General features: G+C 65.5%; 24 protein-coding genes and 1 tRNA gene. 20 read left to right on the top strand and 5 right to left on the bottom strand.

The annotated features are described in order from the left end of the window. The first annotated feature begins 28 nt into the window (after positions 1-28). From folP to WJU21_RS06815, 7 genes are all read left to right on the top strand, one after another. Positions 29-859 carry a dihydropteroate synthase gene (gene folP / locus WJU21_RS06845; protein ID WP_346322657.1) on the top strand — a complete coding sequence of 277 codons (831 nt, stop codon included), beginning with the start codon at positions 29-31 and terminating at the stop codon, positions 857-859. Beyond that, the gene (gene glmM, locus WJU21_RS06840) at positions 856-2,214 is read left to right on the top strand and encodes a phosphoglucosamine mutase (RefSeq protein ID WP_346322656.1); all 1,359 of its coding nucleotides are present in this window, start codon (positions 856-858) and stop codon (positions 2,212-2,214) included. The genes folP and glmM overlap by 4 nt, the downstream gene beginning before the upstream one ends. 7 nt (positions 2,215-2,221) lie before the next feature. After that, positions 2,222-3,016, top strand: coding sequence for a bifunctional hydroxymethylpyrimidine kinase/phosphomethylpyrimidine kinase (thiD, locus tag WJU21_RS06835; protein WP_346322655.1), 795 nt, complete (start codon positions 2,222-2,224; stop codon positions 3,014-3,016). Between the two features lie 160 nt (positions 3,017-3,176). Then, the gene (locus WJU21_RS06830; RefSeq protein WP_346322654.1) at positions 3,177-4,325 is read left to right on the top strand and encodes a phosphoserine transaminase; all 1,149 of its coding nucleotides are present in this window, start codon (positions 3,177-3,179) and stop codon (positions 4,323-4,325) included. Next, positions 4,325-5,908 (top strand): phosphoglycerate dehydrogenase, encoded by a 1,584-nt coding sequence (serA, locus tag WJU21_RS06825; RefSeq protein WP_346322653.1) that lies wholly within the window; start codon positions 4,325-4,327, stop codon positions 5,906-5,908. The genes WJU21_RS06830 and serA overlap by 1 nt, the downstream gene beginning before the upstream one ends. 58 nt (positions 5,909-5,966) lie before the next feature. Beyond that, positions 5,967-7,112: an ATP phosphoribosyltransferase regulatory subunit gene (locus tag WJU21_RS06820; RefSeq protein ID WP_346322652.1), complete on the top strand. Its 1,146-nt coding sequence runs from the start codon at positions 5,967-5,969 to the stop codon at positions 7,110-7,112. A gap of 3 nt (positions 7,113-7,115) precedes the next feature. Beyond that, a complete protein-coding gene (locus WJU21_RS06815; RefSeq protein ID WP_346322651.1) occupies positions 7,116-8,408 on the top strand; it encodes an adenylosuccinate synthase in 1,293 nt (430 codons plus the stop codon). Between the two features lie 12 nt (positions 8,409-8,420). On the opposite strand, the gene WJU21_RS06810 is transcribed toward WJU21_RS06815, so the two are convergent. Next, positions 8,421-8,912 carry a DUF1294 domain-containing protein gene (locus WJU21_RS06810; RefSeq protein ID WP_346322650.1) on the bottom strand — a complete coding sequence of 164 codons (492 nt, stop codon included), beginning with the start codon at positions 8,910-8,912 and terminating at the stop codon, positions 8,421-8,423. Between the two features lie 30 nt (positions 8,913-8,942). Here WJU21_RS06810 and WJU21_RS06805 point away from each other — a divergent pair, with 30 nt between their 5' ends. Then, complete coding sequence (locus WJU21_RS06805; RefSeq protein ID WP_346322649.1) at positions 8,943-10,235, top strand: cytochrome P450; 1,293 nt, start codon at positions 8,943-8,945, stop codon at positions 10,233-10,235. Between the two features lie 4 nt (positions 10,236-10,239). After that, the gene (locus tag WJU21_RS06800; protein WP_346322648.1) at positions 10,240-10,788 is read left to right on the top strand and encodes a hypothetical protein; all 549 of its coding nucleotides are present in this window, start codon (positions 10,240-10,242) and stop codon (positions 10,786-10,788) included. Between the two features lie 10 nt (positions 10,789-10,798). On the opposite strand, the gene rpoH is transcribed toward WJU21_RS06800, so the two are convergent. Both rpoH and WJU21_RS06790 read right to left on the bottom strand, forming a co-directional pair. Further along, positions 10,799-11,707, bottom strand: coding sequence for an RNA polymerase sigma factor RpoH (gene rpoH / locus WJU21_RS06795; RefSeq protein WP_346322647.1), 909 nt, complete (start codon positions 11,705-11,707; stop codon positions 10,799-10,801). A 107-nt stretch (positions 11,708-11,814) separates the two neighbouring features. Then, on the bottom strand, positions 11,815-12,807 hold the full coding sequence (locus WJU21_RS06790; protein ID WP_346322646.1) for an RluA family pseudouridine synthase: 993 nt from the start codon (positions 12,805-12,807) through the stop codon (positions 11,815-11,817). On the opposite strand from WJU21_RS06790, the gene WJU21_RS06785 reads away from it, so the two are divergent. From WJU21_RS06785 to WJU21_RS06750, 8 genes are all read left to right on the top strand, one after another. Then, on the top strand, positions 12,806-13,177 hold the full coding sequence (locus tag WJU21_RS06785) for a hypothetical protein (RefSeq protein WP_346322645.1): 372 nt from the start codon (positions 12,806-12,808) through the stop codon (positions 13,175-13,177). The two genes, WJU21_RS06790 and WJU21_RS06785, sit on opposite strands and share 2 nt — an antisense overlap. After that, positions 13,174-13,596, top strand: a complete 423-nt coding sequence (locus WJU21_RS06780; RefSeq protein ID WP_346322644.1) for a M67 family metallopeptidase — start codon at positions 13,174-13,176, stop codon at positions 13,594-13,596. The genes WJU21_RS06785 and WJU21_RS06780 overlap by 4 nt, the downstream gene beginning before the upstream one ends. Positions 13,597-13,660: 64 nt before the next feature. Beyond that, positions 13,661-13,736: transfer RNA gene (locus tag WJU21_RS06775), tRNA-Glu, on the top strand. 251 nt (positions 13,737-13,987) lie between these two features. Further along, a complete protein-coding gene (locus WJU21_RS06770; RefSeq protein ID WP_346322643.1) occupies positions 13,988-14,146 on the top strand; it encodes a hypothetical protein in 159 nt (52 codons plus the stop codon). Continuing rightward, positions 14,146-15,648, top strand: a complete 1,503-nt coding sequence (locus WJU21_RS06765) for a hypothetical protein (RefSeq protein WP_346322642.1) — start codon at positions 14,146-14,148, stop codon at positions 15,646-15,648. The genes WJU21_RS06770 and WJU21_RS06765 overlap by 1 nt, the downstream gene beginning before the upstream one ends. A 1-nt stretch (position 15,649) precedes the next feature. Beyond that, positions 15,650-17,098: a hypothetical protein gene (locus tag WJU21_RS06760; protein WP_346322641.1), complete on the top strand. Its 1,449-nt coding sequence runs from the start codon at positions 15,650-15,652 to the stop codon at positions 17,096-17,098. Next, the gene (locus WJU21_RS06755) at positions 17,095-20,202 is read left to right on the top strand and encodes a hypothetical protein (RefSeq protein ID WP_346322640.1); all 3,108 of its coding nucleotides are present in this window, start codon (positions 17,095-17,097) and stop codon (positions 20,200-20,202) included. Before WJU21_RS06760 ends, WJU21_RS06755 begins: the two co-directional genes overlap by 4 nt. Then, on the top strand, positions 20,199-20,669 hold the full coding sequence (locus WJU21_RS06750) for a hypothetical protein (protein WP_346322639.1): 471 nt from the start codon (positions 20,199-20,201) through the stop codon (positions 20,667-20,669). The genes WJU21_RS06755 and WJU21_RS06750 overlap by 4 nt, the downstream gene beginning before the upstream one ends. A gap of 496 nt (positions 20,670-21,165) precedes the next feature. Here WJU21_RS06750 and WJU21_RS06745 read toward each other — a convergent pair whose 3' ends face one another. Then, positions 21,166-21,654: a thermonuclease family protein gene (locus WJU21_RS06745; protein WP_346322638.1), complete on the bottom strand. Its 489-nt coding sequence runs from the start codon at positions 21,652-21,654 to the stop codon at positions 21,166-21,168. Positions 21,655-22,045: 391 nt separating this feature from the next. Here WJU21_RS06745 and WJU21_RS06740 point away from each other — a divergent pair, with 391 nt between their 5' ends. Beyond that, positions 22,046-22,987 carry a hypothetical protein gene (locus tag WJU21_RS06740; RefSeq protein ID WP_346322637.1) on the top strand — a complete coding sequence of 314 codons (942 nt, stop codon included), beginning with the start codon at positions 22,046-22,048 and terminating at the stop codon, positions 22,985-22,987. A gap of 5 nt (positions 22,988-22,992) precedes the next feature. Here the strand turns inward: WJU21_RS06740 and WJU21_RS06735 are convergent, their stop codons facing one another. Then, positions 22,993-23,226 carry a helix-turn-helix transcriptional regulator gene (locus WJU21_RS06735; protein WP_346322636.1) on the bottom strand — a complete coding sequence of 78 codons (234 nt, stop codon included), beginning with the start codon at positions 23,224-23,226 and terminating at the stop codon, positions 22,993-22,995. A gap of 149 nt (positions 23,227-23,375) precedes the next feature. Between WJU21_RS06735 and WJU21_RS06730 the strand changes: the two genes are divergently transcribed. Then, positions 23,376-23,978: a hypothetical protein gene (locus tag WJU21_RS06730; RefSeq protein ID WP_346322635.1), complete on the top strand. Its 603-nt coding sequence runs from the start codon at positions 23,376-23,378 to the stop codon at positions 23,976-23,978. Further along, positions 23,978-24,304, top strand: a complete 327-nt coding sequence (locus WJU21_RS06725) for a hypothetical protein (RefSeq protein ID WP_346322634.1) — start codon at positions 23,978-23,980, stop codon at positions 24,302-24,304. The genes WJU21_RS06730 and WJU21_RS06725 overlap by 1 nt, the downstream gene beginning before the upstream one ends. Positions 24,305-24,451: the final 147 nt, after the last annotated feature.

Below are 24,451 nucleotides of genomic sequence, written 5' to 3'. Positions count from 1 at the left end.
CCGCTCTGCCTGGATTTCACATCCGCCGATGGGGCCGCTCGAATTCGGGCGGCCTCTGGTCATGGGTGTGCTCAATGTAACGCCTGACAGCTTTGCCGACGGCGGCCGCTATCTCGAGCCGGATGCCGCCATCGCCCACGCGCGGCGTCTTATCGAGCGTGGCGCCGACATCATCGATGTGGGAGGCGAATCCACCCGGCCCGGCGCCGAACCGGTGCCCGTCGAGGAAGAGCTGCGCCGGGTGCTTCCGGTGATCTCGGCCCTGCTGGGCATCGGCGTGCCGGTCTCCATCGATACACGGCACGCGCCGGTCATGCGGGCGGCGCTGGCCGCCGGCGCGTCCATCATCAACGACGTGTCCGCGCTGACCGGCGATCCGGAGAGCCTGGCCGTGGCCGCGGCGTCCGATGCGCCGGTGATCTTGATGCACGCGCAGGGCGATCCCCGGACCATGCAGGACAGTCCCGTCTATACCGACGTGGTGGACGAGGTGCATGAATATCTGAAACGCCGCATCCAGGCCTGCACCGATGCCGGCATCGATGCCGGGCGACTGATCGTCGATCCGGGCATTGGCTTCGGCAAGACGCTCGATCACAATCTGGCGTTGTTGCGCAACCTGCACCGGTTCCACGATCTTGGATGCCCGGTGCTGCTGGGTGTGTCGCGCAAGAGCTTTCTCGGCCGGCTCTCCGGCGGTGCTCCCGCTCACGGGCGGCTGCCCGGTTCGCTGGCGGCAGCGCTTGCGGCGATTCACCAGGGCGTGCATATTTTGCGGGTCCATGACGTGGCCGAAACTCGCCAGGCTCTCGACGTCTGGCAGGCGATATTCCAGGGCACCGCGACAGAGAATTCATGAACAAGCGTCAGTATTTCGGAACCGACGGCATTCGCGGCACCGCCAATACGTTGCCGATGACCGCCGATGCGGCGCTACGCGTGGGCATGGCGGCGGGCGCCCAGTTCCGCCGCGGCGACCACCGGCACAGGGTTGTCATCGCCAAGGATACGCGGCTGTCCGGCTACATGCTGGAAGCGGCCATGACCGCCGGCTTTACTTCGGTTGGAATGGACGTGGTGCTGGTCGGTCCCATGCCGACTCCGGCGGCTGCCATGTTGACCAAGTCCATGCGCGCCGATCTGGGCGTGATGATCTCGGCCTCGCACAACCTGTTCGAGGACAACGGCATCAAGCTGTTCGGTCCGGACGGATTCAAGCTGTCTGACGCCATCGAGGCCGAAATCGAGGCGCGGCTGGAAAGCGGCAGGGAACTGGACGTGGCCGCCTCGCGCGACATCGGCCGCGCCCGCCGGCTCGATGACAACGGCCATGGCCGCTACATCGAGGTGGTCAAGAGCACGTTCCCGACCGGCCGGGCGCTGGATGGCCTCAAGGTGGTGATCGATTGCGCGAATGGCGCCGCCTACAAGCTCGCGCCCATCGTGCTGACGGAGCTGGGCGCCGAGATCGTGCCCATCGGCGTCAGCCCGAATGGCGTCAACATCAACAAGGGCTGCGGCTCTACCGACACGGCGCTGATGCAGCGCACCGTGCGCGAGAGCGGCGCCCATCTGGGAATCGCGCTCGATGGCGACGCCGACCGGGTGCTGATGGCCGACGAGAACGGCAATCTCCTCGACGGCGACCAGCTCATGGGCCTGATCGCGGCCTACTGGCACCGCACCGGCAGGCTGCGCGGCGGCTGCCTGGTCAGCACCGTCATGTCCAATCTGGGGCTGGAGAATTATCTGCACGCCCAGGGCATCGGCCTGGTGCGCACCGCCGTGGGCGACCGCTACGTGGTCGAACACATGCGCGCGCACGGCTGCAATCTGGGCGGCGAGCAGTCCGGCCACATAGTCATGACCGACTACACCACGACCGGCGACGGACTGATCGCGGCTCTGCAGGTGATGGCGGTGATACTCGAGACCGGCAAGCCGGCCAGCGAGACCTGCCGGGTATTCACGCCGCTGCCGCAGGTGCTGAAGAACGTGACGGTATCCGGTGGCGCGCCGCTGGATGATGCCGCGGTCAAGGCGGCCATCGCCGACGGCGAGGCCCGGCTGAAAGGCACCGGCCGCGTGCTGATTCGCCCGTCGGGCACCGAGCCCAAGATTCGCGTCATGGCGGAGGGCGAGGACCAGGCGCTCGTCAATGCCGTGGTCGACGACATTGCGGGCGCCATTTCGCGCGCGGCGAAAGCCTCGTGACGCTGCCATGAACGGGCGGGTTCTCATTATCGCCGGCTCGGATTCGGGCGGCGGCGCGGGTATCCAGGCCGATATCAAGACGGTGACCATGCTGGGCGGCTTCGCGGCCACGGCGATCACCGCGCTCACCGCCCAGAACACTCTGGGCGTCCACGGCATCCTCGGCATCGATCCCGCCTTCATCCGCCAGCAGATGCAGGTGGTGCTGCGCGACATCGGCGCCGATTGCCTGAAGACCGGCATGCTGCACAGCGCCGAGGTCATCGAGGCGGTCGCCGCCACCATCGAGGAAGACGCGGCCGGCGTGAAACTGGTGGTCGATCCGGTGATGGTGGCCAAGGGCGGCGCCGCGCTGCTGCAGGACAGCGCCGCCCATGCGCTGATCACGCGCATGGTGCCCAAGGCGACCGTGCTGACACCCAACCTGCCCGAGGCGGCGGCGCTGACCGGCCTGGAAGTCGCCGACCTGGGTGGCATGCGCCGGGCCGGCGCCGCGCTGCTGGAGCTGGGGGCGAAGGCGGTGCTGGTAAAGGGCGGACACCTCGATGGGCCGGTGCTGCACGACCTGTTGCTGACCGGGGACGGCGAGCATGTTTTCGAGTCCCGGCGCATCGAGACGCGCCACACCCACGGGACCGGCTGCACCCTCGCAAGCGCCATCGCCACGGGTCTTGCGCAAGGGATGACGGTGGTGGATTCCGTGGCCCGCGCCCGCGAATACGTACACCGCGCCATCGCCTCGGCGCCGGGGCTTGGGCAGGGCCACGGGCCGCTCGACCATGGACACCCTCTAGGCCCCTGATTGTGAAATGTTTACCGCCGGTTTGATGCGCCTGCCGCAGCCCTCACGCGCGGAACTGCAACGTTGACATGATTAGGCCGGCCCCTATTATCCGCCGCGAACCGATGACCGCTCAATATGCGCGCTAACCAGACAGCCTGAACCTCACCGGGAAATCATCATGAAACCGACCGAACGGCCCCGTTCGCCCTTCTTCTCGTCCGGACCATGCGCCAAGCGGCCGGGCTGGTCGGTTGATGCGTTGAAGGACGCCTGCGTTGGCCGGTCGCACCGGTCCAAACCGGGCAAGGCCAAGCTTGCCGAAGCGATCGATCGCACCCGCGCCGTACTGGGCGTGCCGGACGACTACCGCATCGGCATCGTGCCGGCCTCGGACACCGGCGCTATCGAGATGGCGCTGTGGTCCATGCTGGGCGCGCGCGGCGTCGACATGCTGGCATGGGAAAGCTTCGGCGCCGGCTGGGTAACCGACGTGGTCAAGCAGCTGAAGCTGACCGACGTGCGGACCATGGAGGCCGGTTACGGCGACATCGTCGACCTGTCCAAGGTCGATACCGACCGTGACGTCGTCTTCACCTGGAACGGCACCACCTCGGGCGTCAAGGTGCCCGACGGCAGCTGGATCAAGGACGACCGGCAGGGCCTGACCATCTGCGACGCCACCTCGGCCGTCTTCGCCATGGAGATGCCGTGGGAAAAGCTCGATGTGGTCACCTATTCCTGGCAGAAGGTGATGGGCGGCGAAGGCGGCCACGGCATGCTGATCCTCAGCCCGCGCGCTGTCGAGCGGCTGCTGACCTACAAGCCGGCCTGGCCGCTGCCGAAGATTTTCCGCCTGACCTCTGGCGGCAAGCTGATCGAGGGCATCTTCAAGGGCGAAACCATCAACACCCCGTCCATGATCTGCGTCGAGGACTATATCGACGCGCTGGTCTGGGCCGAGGGTATCGGCGGCCTGCCGGCGCTGATCAAGCGCTCGAACGCCAATCTGGGCGTGCTCGAGGACTGGGTCGCATCGAAGAACTGGGTCAGTTTCCTCGCCGAGGACAAGGCAATCCGCTCGAACACGTCGGTGTGCTTCAAGATCGTCGATCCGTGGTTCGATGGTCTGGACGGTGACGACGCCCGGGCTGACGTGCCGAAGAAGATCGCCTCCCTGCTCGAAAAGGAAGGCGTCGCCTACGACATCAATGGTTATCGCGATGCGCCCGCCGGTCTGCGCATCTGGGCCGGCGCCACGATCGAGGCCAGCGACCTGAAGGCGCTGACGCCGTGGCTGGACTGGGCATTCAACGAGGTGAAGGGCTGATGAGCAAGGTACTGATTTCCGACAGCCTGAGCCCGCGGGCGGCTGAGATTTTCCGTGAGCGCGGCGTCGAAGTGGTCGAGAAGGTCGGCCTGAAGCCCGAGGAACTGATCGCCATCATCGGCGAGTTCGACGGCCTCGCGATCCGCTCCAACACCAAGGTCACCGCCAAGGTGCTGGAAGCCGCCACCAACCTGAAAGTGATCGGCCGCGCCGGTATCGGCGTCGACAATGTGGACATTCCGTTCGCTACCTCGCGCGGCGTGATCGTGATGAACACGCCGTTCGGCAATTCGATCACCACCGCCGAGCACGCCATCGCCATGATGTTCGCGCTGGCCCGCGACATTCCGGCCGCCGACCGGTCGACCCAGGCCGGCAAGTGGGAAAAGTCCCGCTTCATGGGCGTCGAGGTGACCGGCAAGACCCTGGGCCTGATCGGCTGCGGCAACATCGGCTCGATCGTCGCCGACCGCGCCATCGGCCTGAAGATGAAGGTCGTCGCCTTCGATCCCTACCTGTCGCCCGAGCGCGCCATGGATCTGGGCGTCGAAAAGGTCGAACTGGACGAATTGTTCGCCCGCGCCGATTTCATCACCCTGCACACGCCGCTGACCGATGGTACGCGCGGGATCATCAATGCCGATGCCATCACCCGGATGAAGGACGGCGTGCGTATCATCAATTGCGCGCGCGGCGGCCTGGTCGTCGAGGCCGACCTGCGCGACGCGCTCGACAGTGGCAAGGTGGCGGGCGCCGCCTTCGACGTGTTCGAGGTCGAGCCGGCCAAGGAGAATATCCTGTTCGGTCGCGAAAACCTGATCGCAACACCCCACCTGGGCGCCTCGACCGAGGAAGCGCAGGAGAACGTGGCGCTGCAGGTTGCCGAGCAGATCGCCGACTATCTGGTGGACGGCGCGGTTACCAACGCGCTCAACATGCCGTCGGTGACCGCCGAGGAAGCGCCGCGCCTGCGCCCCTACATGAAGCTGGCCGAGCAGCTCGGTTCCTTCATGGGGCAGATCGTCGAGGGCAATATCGCCTGCGTCGAAGTGGAATATCAGGGCGCCGCCACCGCGCTGAACACGCGGCCGCTCAACGCCATCGTGCTGCAGAGCCTGCTGGCGCCGATCCTCGACCTGTCGGTCAACATGGTGAATGCGCCGGTCATCGCCAAGGAAAAGGGCATCGAGGTCACCGAGAAGAAGCTGAACTGGGAAGCCGACTATCACACCCTGATCAGGCTGTCGGTGAGTACCCAGGACAACAACACCTACACCATCGCCGGCACGCTGTTCGCCGACCGGCAGCCGCGCATCGTCGATATTCTGGGCATCGATATCGATGCCCAGCTTGGCGAGCACCTGCTGTTCGTGCGCAACGACGACAAACCGGGCTTCATCGGCGCGTTGGGCACCCTGCTGGGCGACGCTGGGGTGAACATTGCCAACTTCAACCTGGGCCGCGTCGGTCCGGGCCAGGGCGCACTCGCGCTGATCGACGTGGACCAGCCCATTGGCGACGATCTGCTCAAGAAAATCTGTGCGCTGCCGCAGATGCGCCAGGCCAAGTCGCTGTCGTTCTAGGCGACGGACATCGTTTTAACACTCACGACGGCCCTGCCTTTGGGCTAGGTTCGGAACCATGAACGACGCCGCGACCCGCGCTCTCTTGCCGGAGGGCCTGCACGACACCTTGGCGCCCCGCGCCGAGTTGGAAAGCCGTGCCGTGGTGGCCCTGCTGGCCTGCTTCTCGGCGCACGGCTACGACCAGGTGGCGCCGCCGCTGGTCGAATTCGAGGACAGCCTGCTGGCCGGTGTCGGCGCCGCCGAAGGCCGGCGCATGTTCCGGCTGATGGACCCGGCCTCCCACCGCATGATGGGCGTACGGACCGACATGACCACCCAGGTCGCCCGCGTCGCCACCACGCGCCTCGCTGCCGCGCCGCGTCCGCTGCGGCTGTGCTATGCCGGCCAGGTGCTGCGCGTCGAAAGCGGCAAGCTGCGCTCGGAGCGTGAGTTCGGCCAGGCGGGAATCGAGCTGATCGGCACCGCCTCGACCGGGGCCGAGGCGGAAGTGCTGCTGCTGGCGGCCGAGGCGCTCCATTCGGTCGGCGCTGTCGATTTCACCATCGACCTGACCGTGCCGACGTTGGTGCCGGCTGTCTCTGCCGGGCTGGGCCTCGACGCCGCACGCGCTGCCATTGCCCGCGATGCGCTCGATGAAAAGGACATGGCCGGCCTGTCCGTGTTCGACGGCCGTGTCCGCGAAGTGTTCGAGACCCTGTTGCTGGCAGGCGGCGAGGCAGACAAGGCTCTGGATGCACTGACAGGGCTCGATCTGCCCGGCGAGGCTGCGGCGCTGGTCGAGGAGTTGCGCGCCATGGTCGGCACCCTGCGCGGTGCAGCACCGGCATTGACGCTCACCATCGACCCCGGCGAATACCGCAATTTCGAATACCATACCGGTATCTGCTTCACCGCGTTCGACCGCAACGGCAGCCGCGAACTGGGCCGTGGCGGCCGCTACCAGGTGCAGGGCGCGGCCAGCCTCGAGCCGGCCGTGGGTTTCACCGTCTATGTGGATTCGCTGCTTCGGGCGCTGCCCGAGCCGCGCCGGGCCAATGCGGTGTTCGTGCCCGCCGGCACGCCGCGCGAGGCGGCCGAAGGGCTGCGCAGCAGTGGCTGGCGCACGGTGGCGGGACTCGACGCGGTGGCCGACGACGCCCGCGAGGCACGGCGGCTGGGATGCAGCCATGTCTACCGCAACGGCAGTGTGGAAGGAGTCTGAATCGTGGCGAACGTGGTGGTCATCGGCTCGCAGTGGGGCGACGAAGGCAAGGGCAAGATCGTCGACTGGCTGTCGGAACGCGCCGACGTGGTGGTGCGCTTCCAGGGCGGCCACAATGCCGGCCACACGCTGGTCGTGGGCGATCAGACCTACAAGCTGAGTCTGCTGCCGTCGGGCGTGGTGCGCGGCCGGCCGTCGGTGATCGGCAACGGTGTCGTGGTGGATCCGTGGGCGCTGGTCGCCGAGATCGACAAGATCCGCGCCCAGGGCATCGACATTACGCCGGACACGCTGCAGCTTGCCGAGAACGCGTCGCTGATCCTGCCGCTGCACCGCGAGCTGGACGGCATGCGCGAAGACGCCTCCACCGAGCGCGCCAAGATCGGCACCACGCGCCGGGGGATCGGGCCGGCCTATGAGGACAAGGTCGGCCGCCGCGCCTTGCGCGTCTGCGATCTGGAGGACGACGAGGCCATCAACACCCGCATCGATGCGCTGCTGGCGCACCACAATCCGCTGCGCCGGGGGCTGGGCCAGCCCGAGGTGGACCGCGACGATCTGTTTGCCCAGATCAAGGAAATCGCGCCGAAGATCCTGCCCTATGCCGCGCCCACCTGGCGTTTCATGGCCGAGGCGCGCCGCGCCGGACAGCGTATCCTGTTCGAGGGGGCGCAGGGCGCCATGCTCGACGTGGATCACGGCACCTATCCGTTCGTCACCTCGTCCAACACCATCGCCGGACAGGCAGCGGGCGGTGCGGGCAACGGCCCGGGCGCGCTCGACTATGTCCTGGGCATCACCAAGGCCTATACCACCCGCGTCGGCTCTGGTCCGTTTCCCACCGAACTCACTTGCGACATAGGCCAGAAGCTGGGCGAGAGGGGCCACGAATTCGGCACCGTCACCGGCCGCAAGCGCCGCTGCGGCTGGTTCGACGCGGTCATGGTGCGCCAGGCGGTGAAGGTCGGCGGCATCCAGGGCATAGCCCTGACCAAGCTGGACGTGCTCGACGGCTTCGACGAGCTGAAGGTATGCGTCGGCTACATGCTGGACGGCGAGCAGATCGACTATCTGCCATCGAGCGCCGACAAGCAGGCGCGCGTCACCCCGGTCTATGAAACGCTTGAAGGCTGGCAGGACAGCACCCAGGGCGCCCGGTCGTGGGCCCAGCTGCCCGCCACCGCCATCAAGTATATCCGCCGGATCGAGGAACTGATCGACGCGCCCGTGGCCATGCTCTCGACCAGCCCCGAGCGCGAGGACACCATTCTGGTCCACGACCCGTTCGTCGACTGAGCCCGGCGGGTGCTAGCGCACCCACCAGTCCTCGCCGATCTGCTCAATCGGTTGACTCAGACTCCGGTCATGCAAGGTCAGGAAAAGCGTCCTGCCGCTCACGGCCAGCCATGTCCAGCCGAGAAGATGGGCACAGACAATCAATGCGGTGATGGCCATGAACCCGGACTTGCGGCGCTTGTGGCGCGTCGCCTGCTGGGCGAGGATTCCGCCGGGCCAGCCGCCCAGCAGGTCCAGCAGGTGCAGTATGTTTTCCGGGGTCCGGCGGCCGCCAGACACCGCGCGCTGCTTGTCGCCCGCGTAGACGGTATAGCTCAGGACCGACATGGCGCCATAATAGACCGCCATCCAGTACGACGTCCGCCCGAGCGCAGCCAGAACGGCGATCCCGGCAATGAACCACAAACCGGGCGTAAGGGCGGCAAGGATCCCTGTTTCGATGGATACGTCCTGCCCTGACAGAGTGCGCAGGTGGCGGCACGGGACGTCAGCGTTTAGCTTCATGGTATGCTATCGGCTCCTGGGGAGGAACACATGACGCAGATCAACCGTATGGACGACCCTGTGCGCCCGGCGACAATCGGCGAGGCGGCGCTGGCCGATGCCGAGGTGCTGGAGTGCCCCTATCCCACCTACGAACTGCTGCTGGAGGCGGCGCCGGTATGGCGCGATCCGGCGACGGGCATGTTCGTGGTCAGCCGCTACGACGATCTGCGCGCGGTGCTCAAGGATACGGACACCTTCAGTAACTGGCGCACCGAGCACGACCACGCGGCGCTGACCGGGCCGGCGCGCAAGGCCTATGAACGGTTCCTCGAGAAGGGCTGGGTGCCGGCGCCGTCGCTTGCTGCCCGCGACGATCCCAACCATGCCGAGATGCGCGCCACCTTCGACAAGGCGTTCCGTGCCGGCCGGATCAAGGACCTGGAGCCGCTGGTGTCCGGGCTCGCCAACGATCTGATGGACGCGTTCGTGGCCGATGGACACTGCGAATATGTGAAGCAGTTCGCCATTCCGCTGCCGCTGATCGTCATCTGCCGCCAGATGGGCGCGCGGGACGAGGACGTCTGGACCATCAAGCGCTGGACCGACGCCTGGATCAAGGGCAAGAGCATCGGCCTGTCGGAGGACGAGGTGCTGTGGGCCACAGACATGGAGATCGAGGCCCAGCACTATTTCCAACCCTTGTTCGAGCGGCTTCGCCGGGAGCCTGACGGCACCCTGCTGTCGGACCTGGTCAACAATGTCATCCCCGAATGGGGCCGGCCGCTCAACGACAACGAACTGCACGCCCACATGATGCAGGACACCTTCGTCGGTGGCTCGGAGACCACCACCAACGCGCTGTCGGCGGGCATCATGATGCTGGCGCGCAACCCGGATGTCTGGCGCAAGCTGAAGTCAGATCCCGACCGGTACCTGAAAACCTTCTGCGAGGAGGTGGTGCGCCTGGAAGGGCCGGTGCAGGGCCTGACACGCATGGCGGTCAAGGAAACCGAAATCCGGGGCGTGACGATTCCCAAGGGCGCCATCGTCCAGGTGCGGTTCGCCGCAGCCAACCGGGATCCGCGGCATTTCGAGTGCCCGCACGAGATCGATCTGGAGCGCAAGAACGCCGGTTCGCACCTCGGATTCAGTTCTGGCGTTCACCATTGCCTGGGTGCACCATTGGCGCGGCGGGAGCTTTACTGGGGGTTCAAGGCTTTCGTCGACCGCATTGACGAAGTCTGGCTGGCCGAGGGCCGGAACGACCTGCGCCACCTGCCGAACTACCATTTGCGGATCCTGAAGGAACTCCACATCGAGTTCACGCCGAGCCAACGGTAGTTGCATGACTCTATTGATCCTGCTGGGGACGGTCGTCGTGACGTCGATCCTCTCGCCGCTGTTCCTCATGATGCTGATGCGCGCAAGCCGTCGGCCGCCTGACGTGGACAAGGAAGGCAGGACCGTGCTCGGCCTTACCCCCGGCCTCGTGGTGCTGGGCATCTGCAGCGCCGCCACCTGCCTTGCGCTTGTGGCCCTGTTCATCGTTCTCGCGTTCAATTCGCAGCCGTGGGACCTGGCGACGGCGTTCGTGCCGGCCATCGGTTCGCTGATGTTCGTGCTGCTGGGATGCGCGGTCTATGGCCTGTTCTGCGTCAGCGCGCGTTACGGCACCGACGGCATTCTCTATCGCCGGTTCGCGTCGCGGCGTCTTGTCCCGTGGAACCAGATCGATCAGGTCGTCGATCACCCGATCTTCGGCACCTATCTGCGCACGGCGGCGGGGAGGCTGTATGTGTCGAAATACCGCACGGGATTCCAGCAGCTCCTCGGCGAACTCCGCAGCCACGGGGTCAAGGGCGCCGAACGGCGCAGTCTCGCCCGCCTCGTTTAAGGCCGATCCGCTACGCGCCCAACGCCCGCTGTTCCTCAGCGGCGATCTGGCGGTCTTTCATGGCGTTCTTCATGGCCTTCTGCAGCTTCTCGAAGGCGCGGACCTCGATCTGGCGGACCCGTTCGCGCGAGATATTGTATTCCTGGCTCAGATCCTCGAGCGTCGTCGGCGCGTCCTTCAGACGCCGCTCGGTCAGGATGTGCTTCTCGCGGTCGTTCAGCACCGACATGGAATCGGTCAGCAGCTGCTGCCGCAGCGACAATTCGTCGCGCTCGACCAGACGCTCTTCCTGGTCCATGTCGTCGTCGACCAGCATGTCCTGCCATTCGCTGTCGGATTCGTCGCGCAGCGGCGCATTGAGCGAGCTGTCCGGCGCGGTGAGGCGCCGGTTCATGGAAACCACCTCGTCCTCGGTCACGCCCAGTCGTCGGGCGATCTCCGCCACGTTCTCGGGCTTCAGGTCGCCTTCCTCGATGGCTTCGATCTGGCCCTTGATGCGCCGCAGGTTGAAGAACAGCTTCTTCTGCGCCGCCGTGGTGCCCATCTTCACCAGCGACCACGAGCGCAACACATATTCCTGGATCGAGGCGCGAATCCACCACATGGCGTAGGTGGCCAGGCGGAATCCCCGCTCAGGGTCGAACCGCTTCACCGCCTGCATCATGCCCACATTGCCTTCCGAGATCAGCTCGCCCAGCGGCAGGCCATAGCCCCGATAGCCCATGGCGATCTTGGCAACGAGCCGCAGATGGCTGGTCACCAGCTTGTGGGCGGATTCGGTGTCGCCGTGTTCCTTCCAGGCGCGGGCGAGCATGTACTCCTCCTCCTGCGCCAGCATGGGAAACTTGCGGATTTCCTGCAGGTAGCGCGACAGGCTGCCTTCCGGGCTGAGCAGGGCCGGGAGTTGTGCAGAGGACATCTGGGATCTCTCGTTCATCTCGTTATTGTAAGGGATGGCGCCGGAAACGCCAACTCCACCCCCTTAACCCCCCGACGAACCGGATTGATCCATCGACAGCACCAGCGTCAGCCGGACAGGGCCCGCGCCAGTGCGTCAATGTCACTTGGGAGTTCGCTTTCGAACTTCAAGAGCTTGCCGGTCACCGGGTGTTCGAACCCCAGAACGCCCGCGTGCAGCGCCTGGCGGTGGAACGTCTTGAGGAATTCCTGCGCCGCCGGGGGCAGACCTTTCGCCCGCCGCCCGCCGCCATACATGGGATCGCCGATCACCGTGTGGCCGATATGGGCCATATGCACCCTGATCTGGTGCGTCCGGCCGGTCTCCAGCCGGCATTCGATCATGCAGGCCACCGGGGCGGACGGGTCGCCATAGACCGCCTCCACGGCGTAATGGGTGACCGCATGCTTGCCGCCCGACTTCAGCACGGCCCGTTTCTTGCGGTTGGCGGTGCTGCGGCCGATCTGGGTCTCGATGGTGCCGTGGCGCGGCCGCGGCGCGCCCCAGCAAACCGCCCTGTAGGCGCGCTCGATGCTGTGGGCATGGAACTGCGCCGCCAGGCCATTGTGCGCCGCGTCGGTCTTGGCCGCCACCATCAGGCCAGATGTGTCCTTGTCCAGCCGATGGACAATGCCCGGGCGCCGGACTCCGCCGATGCCCGACAGGCTGTCGCCGCAATGGGCGATCAGCGCGTTCACCAGGGTGCCGACCGCGTGACCCGCAGCCGGATGCACCACCAGGCCGGCCGGCTTGTCCACGACGATCAGGTGGGCATCCTCGAACACCACATTCAGCGGAATGTCTTCGCCGCGCGGCACGGCCTCGACGGCGGGCGGCACGGTCAGCAGGTAGCGCTCCCCCGGTTTGACCTTGGCAGAGGCGTTGTCTATGGTCCGCGCCTGATGGCCGTCCACGCGCGCGACCATGCCTGCGGCCAGGAGCTGCTGGATGCGCGCACGCGACATGCCGGGCAGGGCGGCGGCGAGCGCCTTGTCGAGCCGGTCGCCACCGTCGCCGTCGCCGATGATCGCCTCGACCGTCTGATCGGAAAGCTGGGACATGAGCGAACAAGTGGACCAAAAGCAGCGTACGCTCAAGATCATCGTGATTCTGCTGGGCGTCGCCATCATGATTTGCGTCGGCGTCATCGGCACAACCATGGCCTTGCGCGCCGCGCGCATGGGCAAGGAAGCGCCCGCCGAGACCACGGCAAATGAGGTCGTGAGCGGCCCGCAGGCCAGGGTGCTGGGTAATGTGGATGTGCCGGTGCCCTATGGCGCGCGCGTCGTCGGGGTGACCGCCGGTCCCGGCGAACTCCAGGTGCTGCTCGATTTGCCCGAGGGACGCACGCTGCTGCTGGTCGATCGCCGGACCGGCGAAGTGCTGGGCTCGTTGCGATTCGTGCCCGGCGCCGTGCCTGCGGCGCCATGATCCGCCTGCCGCCCGAACTGGCCCACCGCATCCGGGGCGCAGCCCGGGCGGCCTATCCCGAGGAATGCTGCGGCCTGCTGATCGGCCACGCCGAGGGCGATGCGCTGGTGATCGACGATGTGGCGGAAAGCGTCAACCTGTCGGCCCGGCCCCGCGACAGCTTCGAGATCGACATGCGCCTGCGCCTGACGCTGCAAAAGGCGCTGCGCGGTACCGGCCGCGAAATCGTCGGCCATTATCACTCGCACCCCGACGCGCCCGCCGCGCCTTCCGAGCGTGACCGCGCCCAGGCCTGGGAACCGGACATGATCTGGCTGATCGCCGGGGTGGCGGACGGCGTCGCCGGCGACCTGGGCGCCTTCCGCCTCGACGAGGCTGCCGGCCGCTTCGATGCGGTGCCCATCGTCATGCTGGCCTGAGCGTCATATTTCCCTTGATCGCGATAGGCCATCCCGCCTATCTAGTGCGCCTGTTCACGGCCAAGCTCCCTTCGTCTAGTGGCCCAGGACGTCGCCCTCTCACGGCGAAAACAGGGGTTCGAGTCCCCTAGGGAGCGCCAACCTTTTCAATGGGTTAGGTCATACTTTTGGCCGCAAAACCCTCCTGTCCTGTAATTCTCCTGTAAATCTGTGGTGGCATGTCGGGCGATAGAGCGTTCCCGATTGGCTCTTCCGAATCCATTTCGCCGCCGGCGCCGGACAGGTGAGAGCCTAGGCGACTGCCAGCGAACGTCTGCGTATAATTCAATATTTTCAATGGGTTAATGGCTATTCGATGCTATCCTGAACCTCTGTTGTTCAGGAGGCGCACATGCCCGTTTTGCCCGCATCGTTCGACCGGCATCTCCATGTCATGCTGCCGGCCAGCCTTGAGACCCGTCTAAAGGAAGCCGCGGCCCGTCAGGACCGGAAGCTGTCCGACTTTGTCCGTGACGCTCTGCGCCGCCACGTCGAGAAGGAGGCCGCATAATGGGCCTCCTCGGATTTCTCGGAGGCAAGAAGGGCGGGGGCACACCCAAATACGCGCAGAAGGCGTTGCTGGGCATGCTGGACGAGGCCAAGAAGACGGCCGCCATTCCGTTTACACCCTATGAGGAAACGAGGGTCGCGCCGGTCAATTCCACGATCACGGGGGGCATCTCGACCATCAATTCCGCCCCAGCGGCGGGCGCCAGCGCGATCAACGCCGCCATCGATCTGGCGAAGCAGAAGGCGTCCTATTCGCCTCTTCAGATCACGGCGCCGACCATGACGGCCGCCACCATGAACGCCAGTTCCATCGCTCCGGTGCAGGGGATCTTCGGCGCCACGGTTGCCCCGGTCGCGGACGTCAGCGGCGTAGATCGCTCACTGGTGGGCCAGGTCGGCGCCGACACGTTCCTGGACTACGACATGGGGGCCTACATGAACCCCTATCTGCAGAACGTGGTCGGGTCCGTGATGGACAATCTCGCCTTCCAGCGGGAACAGCAGCGGGGCGTCGACAATGCCAGGGCAGTGCAGGCCGGCGCGTTCGGTGGCTCCCGTCAGGCGGTGGTCGACGCCCAGACCAACGACATGTTCAACCGCACGCTGGGCACGACTGTTTCCGATCTCTACAACAGGGGCTACGACACCGCCTCCGGGCTGATCATGCAGGACGCGAACCGGAAGTTGTCGGCGGACCAGACCAACCAGGGCGCCGATGTCTCCCTGCTGGGCATGGACCAGGAAGCGAAGGCCCGCAATCAGGCTGCGGCGCAGGCTGCGGCATTGGCCGAGGCCGGTTATTCGCAGGACGCCGCGAAGACCAACCAGAGCGTGTTGTTCAACACCGGCGCCCGCAACGCCGAGATGGAACAGGCGGCGGCGGCGGCCAACATGGCGGCGGCCAATGCCGCGTCGCAGGGCAATGCGGCGTCTGGACTTGAGGCGCTGAAGGTGAACCAGGCGGCGGGGCTGACCGCGAACCAACAGGGCGTCACGGCGGCTGGGCTGCTCGGGGATTTCGGAGCGGACCAGAGCCGGATCAAGCTCGACGCCGGTACGGCAGCGGTGCAGGCCGGCTCCCTCACCCAGAGCATCCAGCAGAAAATGGAAGATGAGAAATACCTCGAGTTCCTGCGGAAGATCGGTCACCCGGCCGCGCAACTCGGCATCCTGCAGAGTGCGACCGGCCAGCTCGTGCAGACTGAGACCCGCCCGACGCAGGGCCTGTTCGAAGTCGAGGCGATGCGGCTCAAGAACGACGGCATGGCCATGGACAACGCCGGCAAGTTCATGGGCATGCTCGGCGGCTGCTGGGTCGCCCGCGAGGTCTACGGCGCCGACAATCCGGAATGGCTCCGTGTCCGCGCCTGGCTGTTCAGCACTGCGCCGGCATGGTTCCGCGATCTCTATCTCCGGCACGGCGAACGCTTCGCCGCATGGATCGCCGACAAGCCGGTCCTGAAATTCCTGATCCGGCAACTCATGAACAGGGTGGGGCACTGACATGGACTTGGAAACGCTCAACGAAGACCAGCGGCGCCTGCTTCGCCAAGCCCGGTTCCGGGATATCGGTGCGGCGCTGCAAGGCGGTGTGTCGAACGACCGGGAACGGCTCATCGACAAATTCGCGAGCCAGCGGGACGCGGAAGCACAGCGCGCGGCGCGGCAACTCGCCGTCGCGGGCTGGGACGCGCTCAACGAGAACCAGAAGGCGCTGGTGCAGCAGAGCGGCTACATGCCGCCGAACAGCATCATGGGACAAGGTGGTGGCGCAGCTACCGGCATGGACCAGCAGGCCATGGGCAATGCGGCCGACGCCGCCGCGCCGGTAACGCCAGGCAGCGTTCTCTCGCCTGATGGCGGCTTGTCGCCGCTGAACACGGCACAGCAGACCCTTCTCGGCTACAACCCGGCAGGAGGCCGGCCGTCGCCGGAGATGCTGAACTGGATGCGAGCCAGTCAAGTCGACACCGCAGGCATCGCGCCCGACTGGCAGTTCCAGGACGCCTATGACCCGGCATCGGGCCGCCAGATGCGCGTCGCCGCGGACCGGCTGGACCCGACGCAGACCATTGGCATCGGCGGCGTCAAGGCCCCGGACCCTGAGGCAGGCACGCCCGTCAAGATCGTCCGCGACGGCCAGGTGGTCTGGGCCCGGCCGTCGGATGCCTACGGCCAGCCCGCCCACGTCGAGCCCCGACACCCCCGCCAGCCCACGGTCGCGGAGCAGCGCTACAACTACCTGATCCAGCAGGGCGTCGATCCTCAGCGTGCCCAGGGCCTTGCCTACGGCGGCATCGAGGTCGGCGTCGACAGCGCTGGCCGGCCATATGAGCTCAATCTGGCGGGACCGAACGCCCAGACCGCGCCCGGCACGACAGTCCCCGGGGTACCTGACGGCGGTGGACAGGCTGGGCAGGCCCAGAGCGAGGCCGCACCGTCGCCCGCTGCCCAAGGTCATGTCCCGCCGAAGCTGGCTCAGGAGCGAGCGGAGGAGAACAACCAGATCGATCTGGCTTCGTCGCGGGTCAGGGACATGCTTGCCAGCGACGTCTGGCAGCAGGGCATCGGCGTCAAGACGGCGGCGGGCCGGGCATGGAACGCGGTCGGCGCGCCCTTCGTCGGTGGCTACCAGAAGGAATCCGACCAGGTCGGCGTCGACATCGCGACCTTGAGGCAGGATCTGATCGCCGCGCTGAAAAGCGACAAAAGAACCACGGAAGCGGACGTGAGGCGCATCGAGAGCCTGTTGCCGAGTGGGGGTCCGTTCACCTCAACGGAGCAGGCCCGGCAGCGGCTGGTCGAAATCTATCAGTGGTTGCAGCAGATTCGCAGCAGGCCACTCGCCGTCGACCCCCGGGGAGCCGTCATGGCGCCACAGTCCGGCGATCCCATGAGCCTCGGTAACGGAGGCACCGTGCCTACAAACGACCCGCTGGGTCTGTTCCAATGAACATCAAGAACTTCAAGCAGCAGAACCCTGCATACGCCGACGTTCCCGACCAGGAGTTGGCGGATGCGCTGTACCGGAAGCACTACGCCCAGACCGGCATGACGCGGGCCGACTTCTACCAGAAGGTCGAGGTCCAGATCACCAATCCGGAGCGCGTACCGCAGGAAGGCTCCGACGTCCTCAGCGTTGCCCAGCAGGTTCCCGCGGGCATCTGGCGCGGCCTCGGGCATGCGAAAGACGCTATTGGCGGCATTCCGGTGGCGCTGGCCAATAGTTATGTCAACAGCTTCATCGCCCCGCAGGGGCGCATCATTGGCGACCCTGAGGGCGCGCTAGAGGACATGACTTCGGGTAAGGGCCTGCAAGGCAATGTCGATATGCGCCCCATGGTCAGCCAGGCGCTTGAGCCTGTCCTGGAGTCCGCCGGCGGGCGTCAGATCGACCGCGCGCTGAGCAGTATCGGCGACCGGCTGGGCGATGCCCCTGAGCCCCGGGACGCGGCCGAACGTGTCGCGGCCAAGACGGGTGAATACATCGGTGCTTCCCTCCCCTTCGTCGCCGCTCCGCAGGTCATGGGGCTTGCCAAGCCGGCGTCCTACGCCACAGCACCGGTGGATGCCGCCACGGTGATGGGCCAGGTCGGCCAGAACATGCTCAAGGGCACCATGCAGGCGCCCGTCAGGACCGCCGCTGTTGAAACCGGGCTCTCGGCCGTCTCCGGCCTTGGTGGTGGTATTGGGCAGGAGGTCGGCGGCGACACCGGAGAGATGATCGGCGCCATTGCCACGCCCACCGGCCTGTCCGCTGCGGCGTTCTTCTCGCCGACCTTCATGGCCGGCCGACTGGCACGCACTCTGGCCCCGACCGTCTCGGATAAAGCCGCGACATCCCGCGCCAGAGAGATGGTCGGCCAGACGCTGGGCGAGGAGCTTCCGCGCTATCAGCAAGAGGTTGCACGTTCCGGTGAAGTAGAGAGGGCAGTGAACGAAGCTGCGGCACGCTCTGGCAGTCCTGACCGCATGGAGCTGTCCCTCGCCGAGCGTACCGGCTCCCCTGCCCTCATGGCTGCCCAGAAGGATCTGGACGAGCGCATCACCGGCCCCACTCTCGAGGCCGCCAGGAAGCGGCGAGACGCCCAGGACCGGGCGATCGATACCTTTGCCGAAACGCAGGCCCCGGTGTCGTCTCTGTCCTCCGAAGCCGTTGCCGCTCGCGCCCAGGTTCGCAGCAAGGCCATCGCCGACAAGCTGCAGCGGGAGCAGGCGCAGAAGCGGGCGGAACGGGAAGTGCTGGCCGGTAACGTGCCGTCCGTCGATCTGGTGCAGGCCGGCCAGAACATGCGCGCCGCGCTAAACGATACGCGCCGGGCGGTTCGCGACCACTTCAACCAGCGGGCCATCGCCGAGGGGCTGAACACGGCCGATGTCACCCTCGATTTCCGGGGCTTCCAGCAGCGCGTCGCCGACACCTATGCGCCGCGCACCTTCGATAACCCCAGCTATCGTCCCAAGGTGTTGGACGCAATCGTGCGATATGGCGCGGAAGACGCCGCTCGCCAGCCCGTCCGGTTCCAGGACGTGAAGGCCCTGCGGGAGCGAATCGTCGACGATCTGAACGTGAGCCAGAAGTCGAGCAATCCGGCCGACCGAATGCAGGAATCGACCCTCTCGCGGCTACTGCGCGATTTCGACGACATGATCGTCAACACCGAGTTGCGGACGAGTGACCAGAACCTTGCCGAGCGGTGGAACGCGTTCCGGAAGGACTACAGAGATCAGGTCATCGAGACCTTCCGCCAGCCCGACGTGCGCAGCTTTGGCGCCCGCGACAATGAAGGCTTCCGCAAGCTCAGCGATGAGGCCATGGCCTCCGATCTGTGGAAACCGAACAACGTCACTGGCTTGCGTTCATTCACGAAGGCGCTGCAGGGCATGGATCCGGCGAGTTCGGAGTATGTCAGAGGTGTCGAAGCGCTGGAAAGTGTGGCGCTGGACAGCCTGCGCAAGGCCGCGGTGCGGGATGGCGTGATCGACCCGGCCAGATATTCGGCTTGGGTTCGCCAGCATGATTCCATGCTCTCTGAAATGCCCTACCTGCGGTCTCTCGTCGAGGATGTGGGAAGTACCGACCGGCTCCTCCTGGCGCGGCAGCAGACCCTTGCGGACAGGGCGCGTGTGGTCGAGCGGAACGTCCTGGAGCGTAAGCTGGCGAGCGTCGAGGCTGGGGCCAAGTCTGCCGACTCCCTCATCGACGAGGCCGTCCGGAACCCGGGCTTGGCGATGAAGCTGCGGAGCCGTGTCCGTGACGACAAGGCCGCGTTGGACGGCCTCCGGGCGGCGGTATGGCAGCGTATCCCTTTCGACGATCCGAGAAGCACAATCACCTTCCTGGACAAGAACCAGAAGGCCCTTGGGCTGATCTTCTCGGCGGAGCATCTGAGGAATGCCAGGTTCATCGCTGACGCCCGCGCCATGGCCGACCGACTGCCCAAGCCCGGCGGCGCCGCCCCGCAACAGGTGCCGTTCCGGGCGGCTGAGGATGCGTTGGGCATGAAGCTGCCGCAGATCGGCACACGCCTCTACGCCATACAGTCCGGCCGCGTCGGAAAGATCTATCCGGCGATGGAAGGCGCGATGAACTTCGTTCGTGGTCGGACCAAGAGGCAGATGGACGACCTCTGGCAGAAGGCGCTGTTCGACCCCGAGGTTGCCAAGGATCTGGCCGCTACGATGCAGAACCCGGATCCGTTGACGCTGAGAAAGCTGGCGGCGAAGACTTTCAAGTTTGGCGTTGGCATCGAGCCCGACAGGCCCAATGCCTGGACAGCCGGAGCCGCGCTGGGGGCTGTGGAGGACCGCGAACAGTCCGTGCTGAATCCCACGGACTACAGCGTCGGCCGGCGCCGCGCCGCCGGGATGCCGGATGGAGCGGTGCCGGTCGATGCTACCAAGTTGACCGACGCCCAGCGCCACATGCTGGGGATCAAGAATTACACCAGCACGCCCCTCCCCATCGCGAAGGCTCCATTCCCGAGCGCCGATCCCGAAGCTGCTGCCGCCCGTTTCAATGACGCCCAGCGTCGGCTCATGGAGGTAATACCTTGAACACAGACCTCAGCCCGGCAACGGAATCCGGCTCGGCCATGGCCCGCCTCGAGGCCGTCGGTGTCGACGCCCTACTCACCGAGTGGGCCGGTGGCCTGACCTTTCAGCAGCTCGCCGACGCGCACCATGTCGGCAAGAGTTCGATCCAGCGGTTCCTGAACTCACCCGAGAACAAGGAGCGGTTCGCCGAAGCCAAACGGCTCCGTGCCGCGGCGCTTGCCGACGAGTGCCAGGCCATCGCCGACGCCGAGGACAAGGACAGCTATGTCGACGACGGGACGACGCGGCCCAACACGGTGAAGGTTCAGCGGGACAAGCTCCGGATCGAAACCAGGAAGTGGTATGCCGGCATGCTCGATCCGGCCAACTTCGGGGAGCGCGGCGGGCCCAGCATCAATATCAGCATCGGCCAGGCTCATCTTGACGTGATGAAGTCGATGAAGCGCGCCGACGACGGCCGGCAGTAGCGCTTGGAGCGGGTGCGCCATCTATCTGCCGTAGAGAATCTGTGCACACCCCAATCGAGCCCAAGAAGCTTCTTCCCTGAACCGAGCTTCGTCCATGCTGTCCGCTTGGGCCAATATGTTCAATCGGCTCTGTTGGTCGGGATTGCCCACTATCCCGCTACGTTGCTTGGGTGCCTCTCGCGCCAGCGTAGTAATACCGGATTCCAGGTCTCTGCAAAGATCGGGGATCGTCTTTAGGTCAGCGGCATACAGGGGCGACGAAACTGCACACAGCACCAGAACCAGTAGTAACCGCCCAGCCCATGGTTTCGCGGTAACCATGGCTTAGTAGCAAGGCGTGCTTGAAAGGCTGCCGCATCCCCCGGCCGGAACTGTCATGGAGGGGACCAGTAAGGCGGTCCCGAAGAATGTCGTGGCTTGGAAACAATTCATGGCTTCCCCCAAGGAAACGACTCGCTCAAACACTTTGATGGTACACCCCGCCTCGGGGTTCCAGCTACTTCTCGCACTTAATGCGTTCGCCTCGGCGCCACCGCTCCGGCATGTCGTACCTGCCGGCCCAGATTCCGCGACGGCCCTTCTTAGACGCGGCTTCGGCCGCCGGATAGCGCCTCGCCTGGTCGCCCACCAGATACCGGGTGTAAGCCACGGCATTGCCGCTCCGGATCATGGCCTCGCCAATATCCCGGCCATTGACCGTGCACGTGGCGACGGCGCGGCCGTAACGGTCGGTGTCGATCCGGACACAGACCGGTGCGCCCTTTGCCAACAGGCTCAACAGATAGCCCTTGGAGACGGCACCGCAGGGCATGCACCGGCCGGACTCGGTGGCGCACTTCTGGTCCAATTCCGGTGCGTCGATAGCGGCAATGCGGATCTTGGTGCCATCGAGCGTGATGGTGTCGCCGTCATGGACACGGACGTCCGCCAATGCCGCGGGCGACGAAAACAGGACCATCAGAGCAGCCGCCCATATCCACCTCATTGCACCCTCCAGACGCTTCAAGCCGAGCGGACCGCCGCCGTCAGTTGGCGCGCGGCCGCTCTGTGCTATGCTCCGCCCATATTGGGGGAGGTCAACATGTTCATGCCTGTTTTCATCCAAACTGCCACGACCGCCTTGCTTCCGGCCGGAGGCTGTCATGGGGCTTAGGTTCCGGCGCAGCGTCCGCCTCATGCCTGGCGTCCGTCTAAACTTCGGGATGCGAGGTGCCAGCTTGTCGGCTGGACCGCGTGGCGCATCGGTGACATTGGGGCGGCAGGGTATCTACGGAAACGCTGGCATCCCTGGCACAGGCCTATCCTATCGCCAGCGGCTAGACTCGCCATCTTCGCGGCGCTCGCGTTCGCCCGCTGCCCAAACGACCAGTGTGCCGATGCGTCTTGAACTGCATGACGACGGTTCGGTGAGGTTTCTGACTGCCGACGGCGCCGAAGCACCTGCGCGGCTGGTGAAGGCCGCTAGGGAGCAGCAGGGTGACAAGCTTTCAGAGTGGCTTCAGGCCGAGGTCGACGAACTCAACGCCGATTACACCTGCTGTGTGGATATCCACCTTTCAACACCCGACCCCCGCCTGCCACGGTTCCGTCAACTCGATGCGTTCGGCGAGCCGCGCCCCGCCGCGCCGGTTCTCCGAGGCATCACCTGGTTCGACAAGCTCCTGGGCCGACGCGCCGATATCGAAGCCTCCAATTTCATTGCCGAGCGCCAGCATTCCGAAGCTCTGACGACGTGGGAGGGAAGATTGAAGAAGCACGCCGAGGATGCGGCCGACTGGCTCGCACTGCTGGGCCGGCTTGAGCGCGGCGATCCCGACGCCATGGAGAAGCTGTTCACGGCTGCGCTGGGGCAAATCGCCTGGCCAAAGGAGACGCTCGTCGACTTCGACCTCTCCGAAGACGGGAGATCGCTGCAGCTCGACGTCGACCTCCCCGACGAAGACGACATACCCCGCAAGATCGCGTCTGTTGCCGGCCGGGGGTTCAAGGTGACGTTCAAGGAACGCAGTGACGCCCAGATCAGGCGGGACTTCGCGCGCCTCGCGCACGGCACCTTGTTCCGCGTCATCGGCGAGGCCTTCGCCACCATGGCGACGCTAGACCGGCTGACAGCATCCGCCTATGTGCAGCGACCTGACCCGGCAACCGGCGCTGTGGTCGATGTCTACATCCTGGCTGTCCGGGTGGACCGAGAGACGTGGTGCCGCATCGACTTCGATCGCCTGGCGGATGTGGACCCCGTTGCCGCGCTCGAGGGAATGGGTGCGGTCAAGTCCGTTCGGCGCGGTGGGCACTTTGCCGCCATCGAACCCCTATAGGACTGTCAACGCCGACGCACGCCCAGCCCGTCGATATCGCCGATTGTGAGGAACACGACGCCTGCAGCTTCGAGTGCAGACTTCATCCGGGCCTTGCTGGCCTCATACGTTGCGCGGTCGCCGCGCTCAAATTCAGAAACGGTGCTGATTCCGACACCTGAGGCTTTGGCGAGGTCTTCTCGGGACCAGTCGAGCAGCGTACGGGCGGCCTTGCAGAGCCGTGCATCGAAAAGCGTCATATCTTACCTATAATTCCGTTGATGTTATCATGTACATCAACTATTATATAGGTAACTACAGCGCAAGGCAAATGTGCAGTAGTCGGCCCGGTGAGAGGCGGCAACCTCCACGCCGGGCCTAACCCTGACAACCTTCCGAGGAGGCCATCATGGCTGAGAAACAGATTACCACGATCACACCCGCGTCAATCTCCCCGATCTTCGACAGGTTCCGCGCCGCGATCCTTCCCCACATTCCCGAGGGGCTCGAAATCGATTTCGATCAGACCATCGAAGAGGTCTACCACGAGCATGTGGTGTCCGTTGATTGGCAGTCGATCAGTGCTGCCGAGGCATACGTCACCGTGCATACCCTCCGCGCACTGCAAAGCTGCGAGGCCTTGTCGAAGGTTGAGGAGGTAATCGCGGGTCTCGTCATGGGCACCATGTACGACGTGCTGAGGAGCGACCATCCTAAAATGCTTCACACCAAGGCTGATGCCATGGCCCGGCTCGACTGGGTAATCGAGGAACTGGAATCCGGGGATGGGCCGTCGACGAATGACATCGACGCGCTCAAGCGAGCCCGATGGGCATTTAGCCGACTGATCAATTCTGGAGCTGTGGTTGATGATCGCCCGGTGCGAAAGGCATGGGGACCGACCGTGGGTGAGGTTGATGCCGTCGAGAAGGCATTCGCCAAGCATGGTCTCAGTGTCGACCAGGCGCATGAAGCGGTAGGCTGCACACCACACAAGGCGAGCGGAGAGTAATGCGGAACACCAAGGGTGGGGGCCGGTTCGCGCCGGTCCTTCCCGAGGCTGCGCCGGATGGCGTGACCTTGGAAGAACGGTGGGCGCTGGCCCGCATCGTGGCAACCTCTGACCTGATCCGGCTTCCCGACGGTCGGGAATATCTCCTCACACCAGCGCCGGCCGAACTGGTCGACGCCCTCGCGGCATTCGGTGCCCAGGAGGAGGACATGGAGGATGAAGGGCTGGCCCTGGACTGGGCATGGGGTGCTCCCGTCCCCGTCGGCAACAACTGGGTTTATCCCGTCATCATGCAGGATGACGACCGGGAACCGGCATACACCTAGGCGCATCAACCACGCCTGCAGAGCCCCGCCGGTTCGCGCCGGCGGGGTTTCTATTTGCCGATGACGTCGGGATGCGTCGTGTCCACCCATTGCGCGCCGATCCTGCGCAAGCACCAGATATGGGATGCCGTTTGCTCGGGCGCTGAG

The organism is Emcibacter sp. SYSU 3D8 (assembly GCF_039655875.1).
Classification (GTDB): domain Bacteria; phylum Pseudomonadota; class Alphaproteobacteria; order SMXS01; family SMXS01; genus RI-34.
The sequence above is the reverse complement of the archived record's forward strand: the minus strand, read 5'-3'. Positions and strand labels throughout refer to the sequence as shown.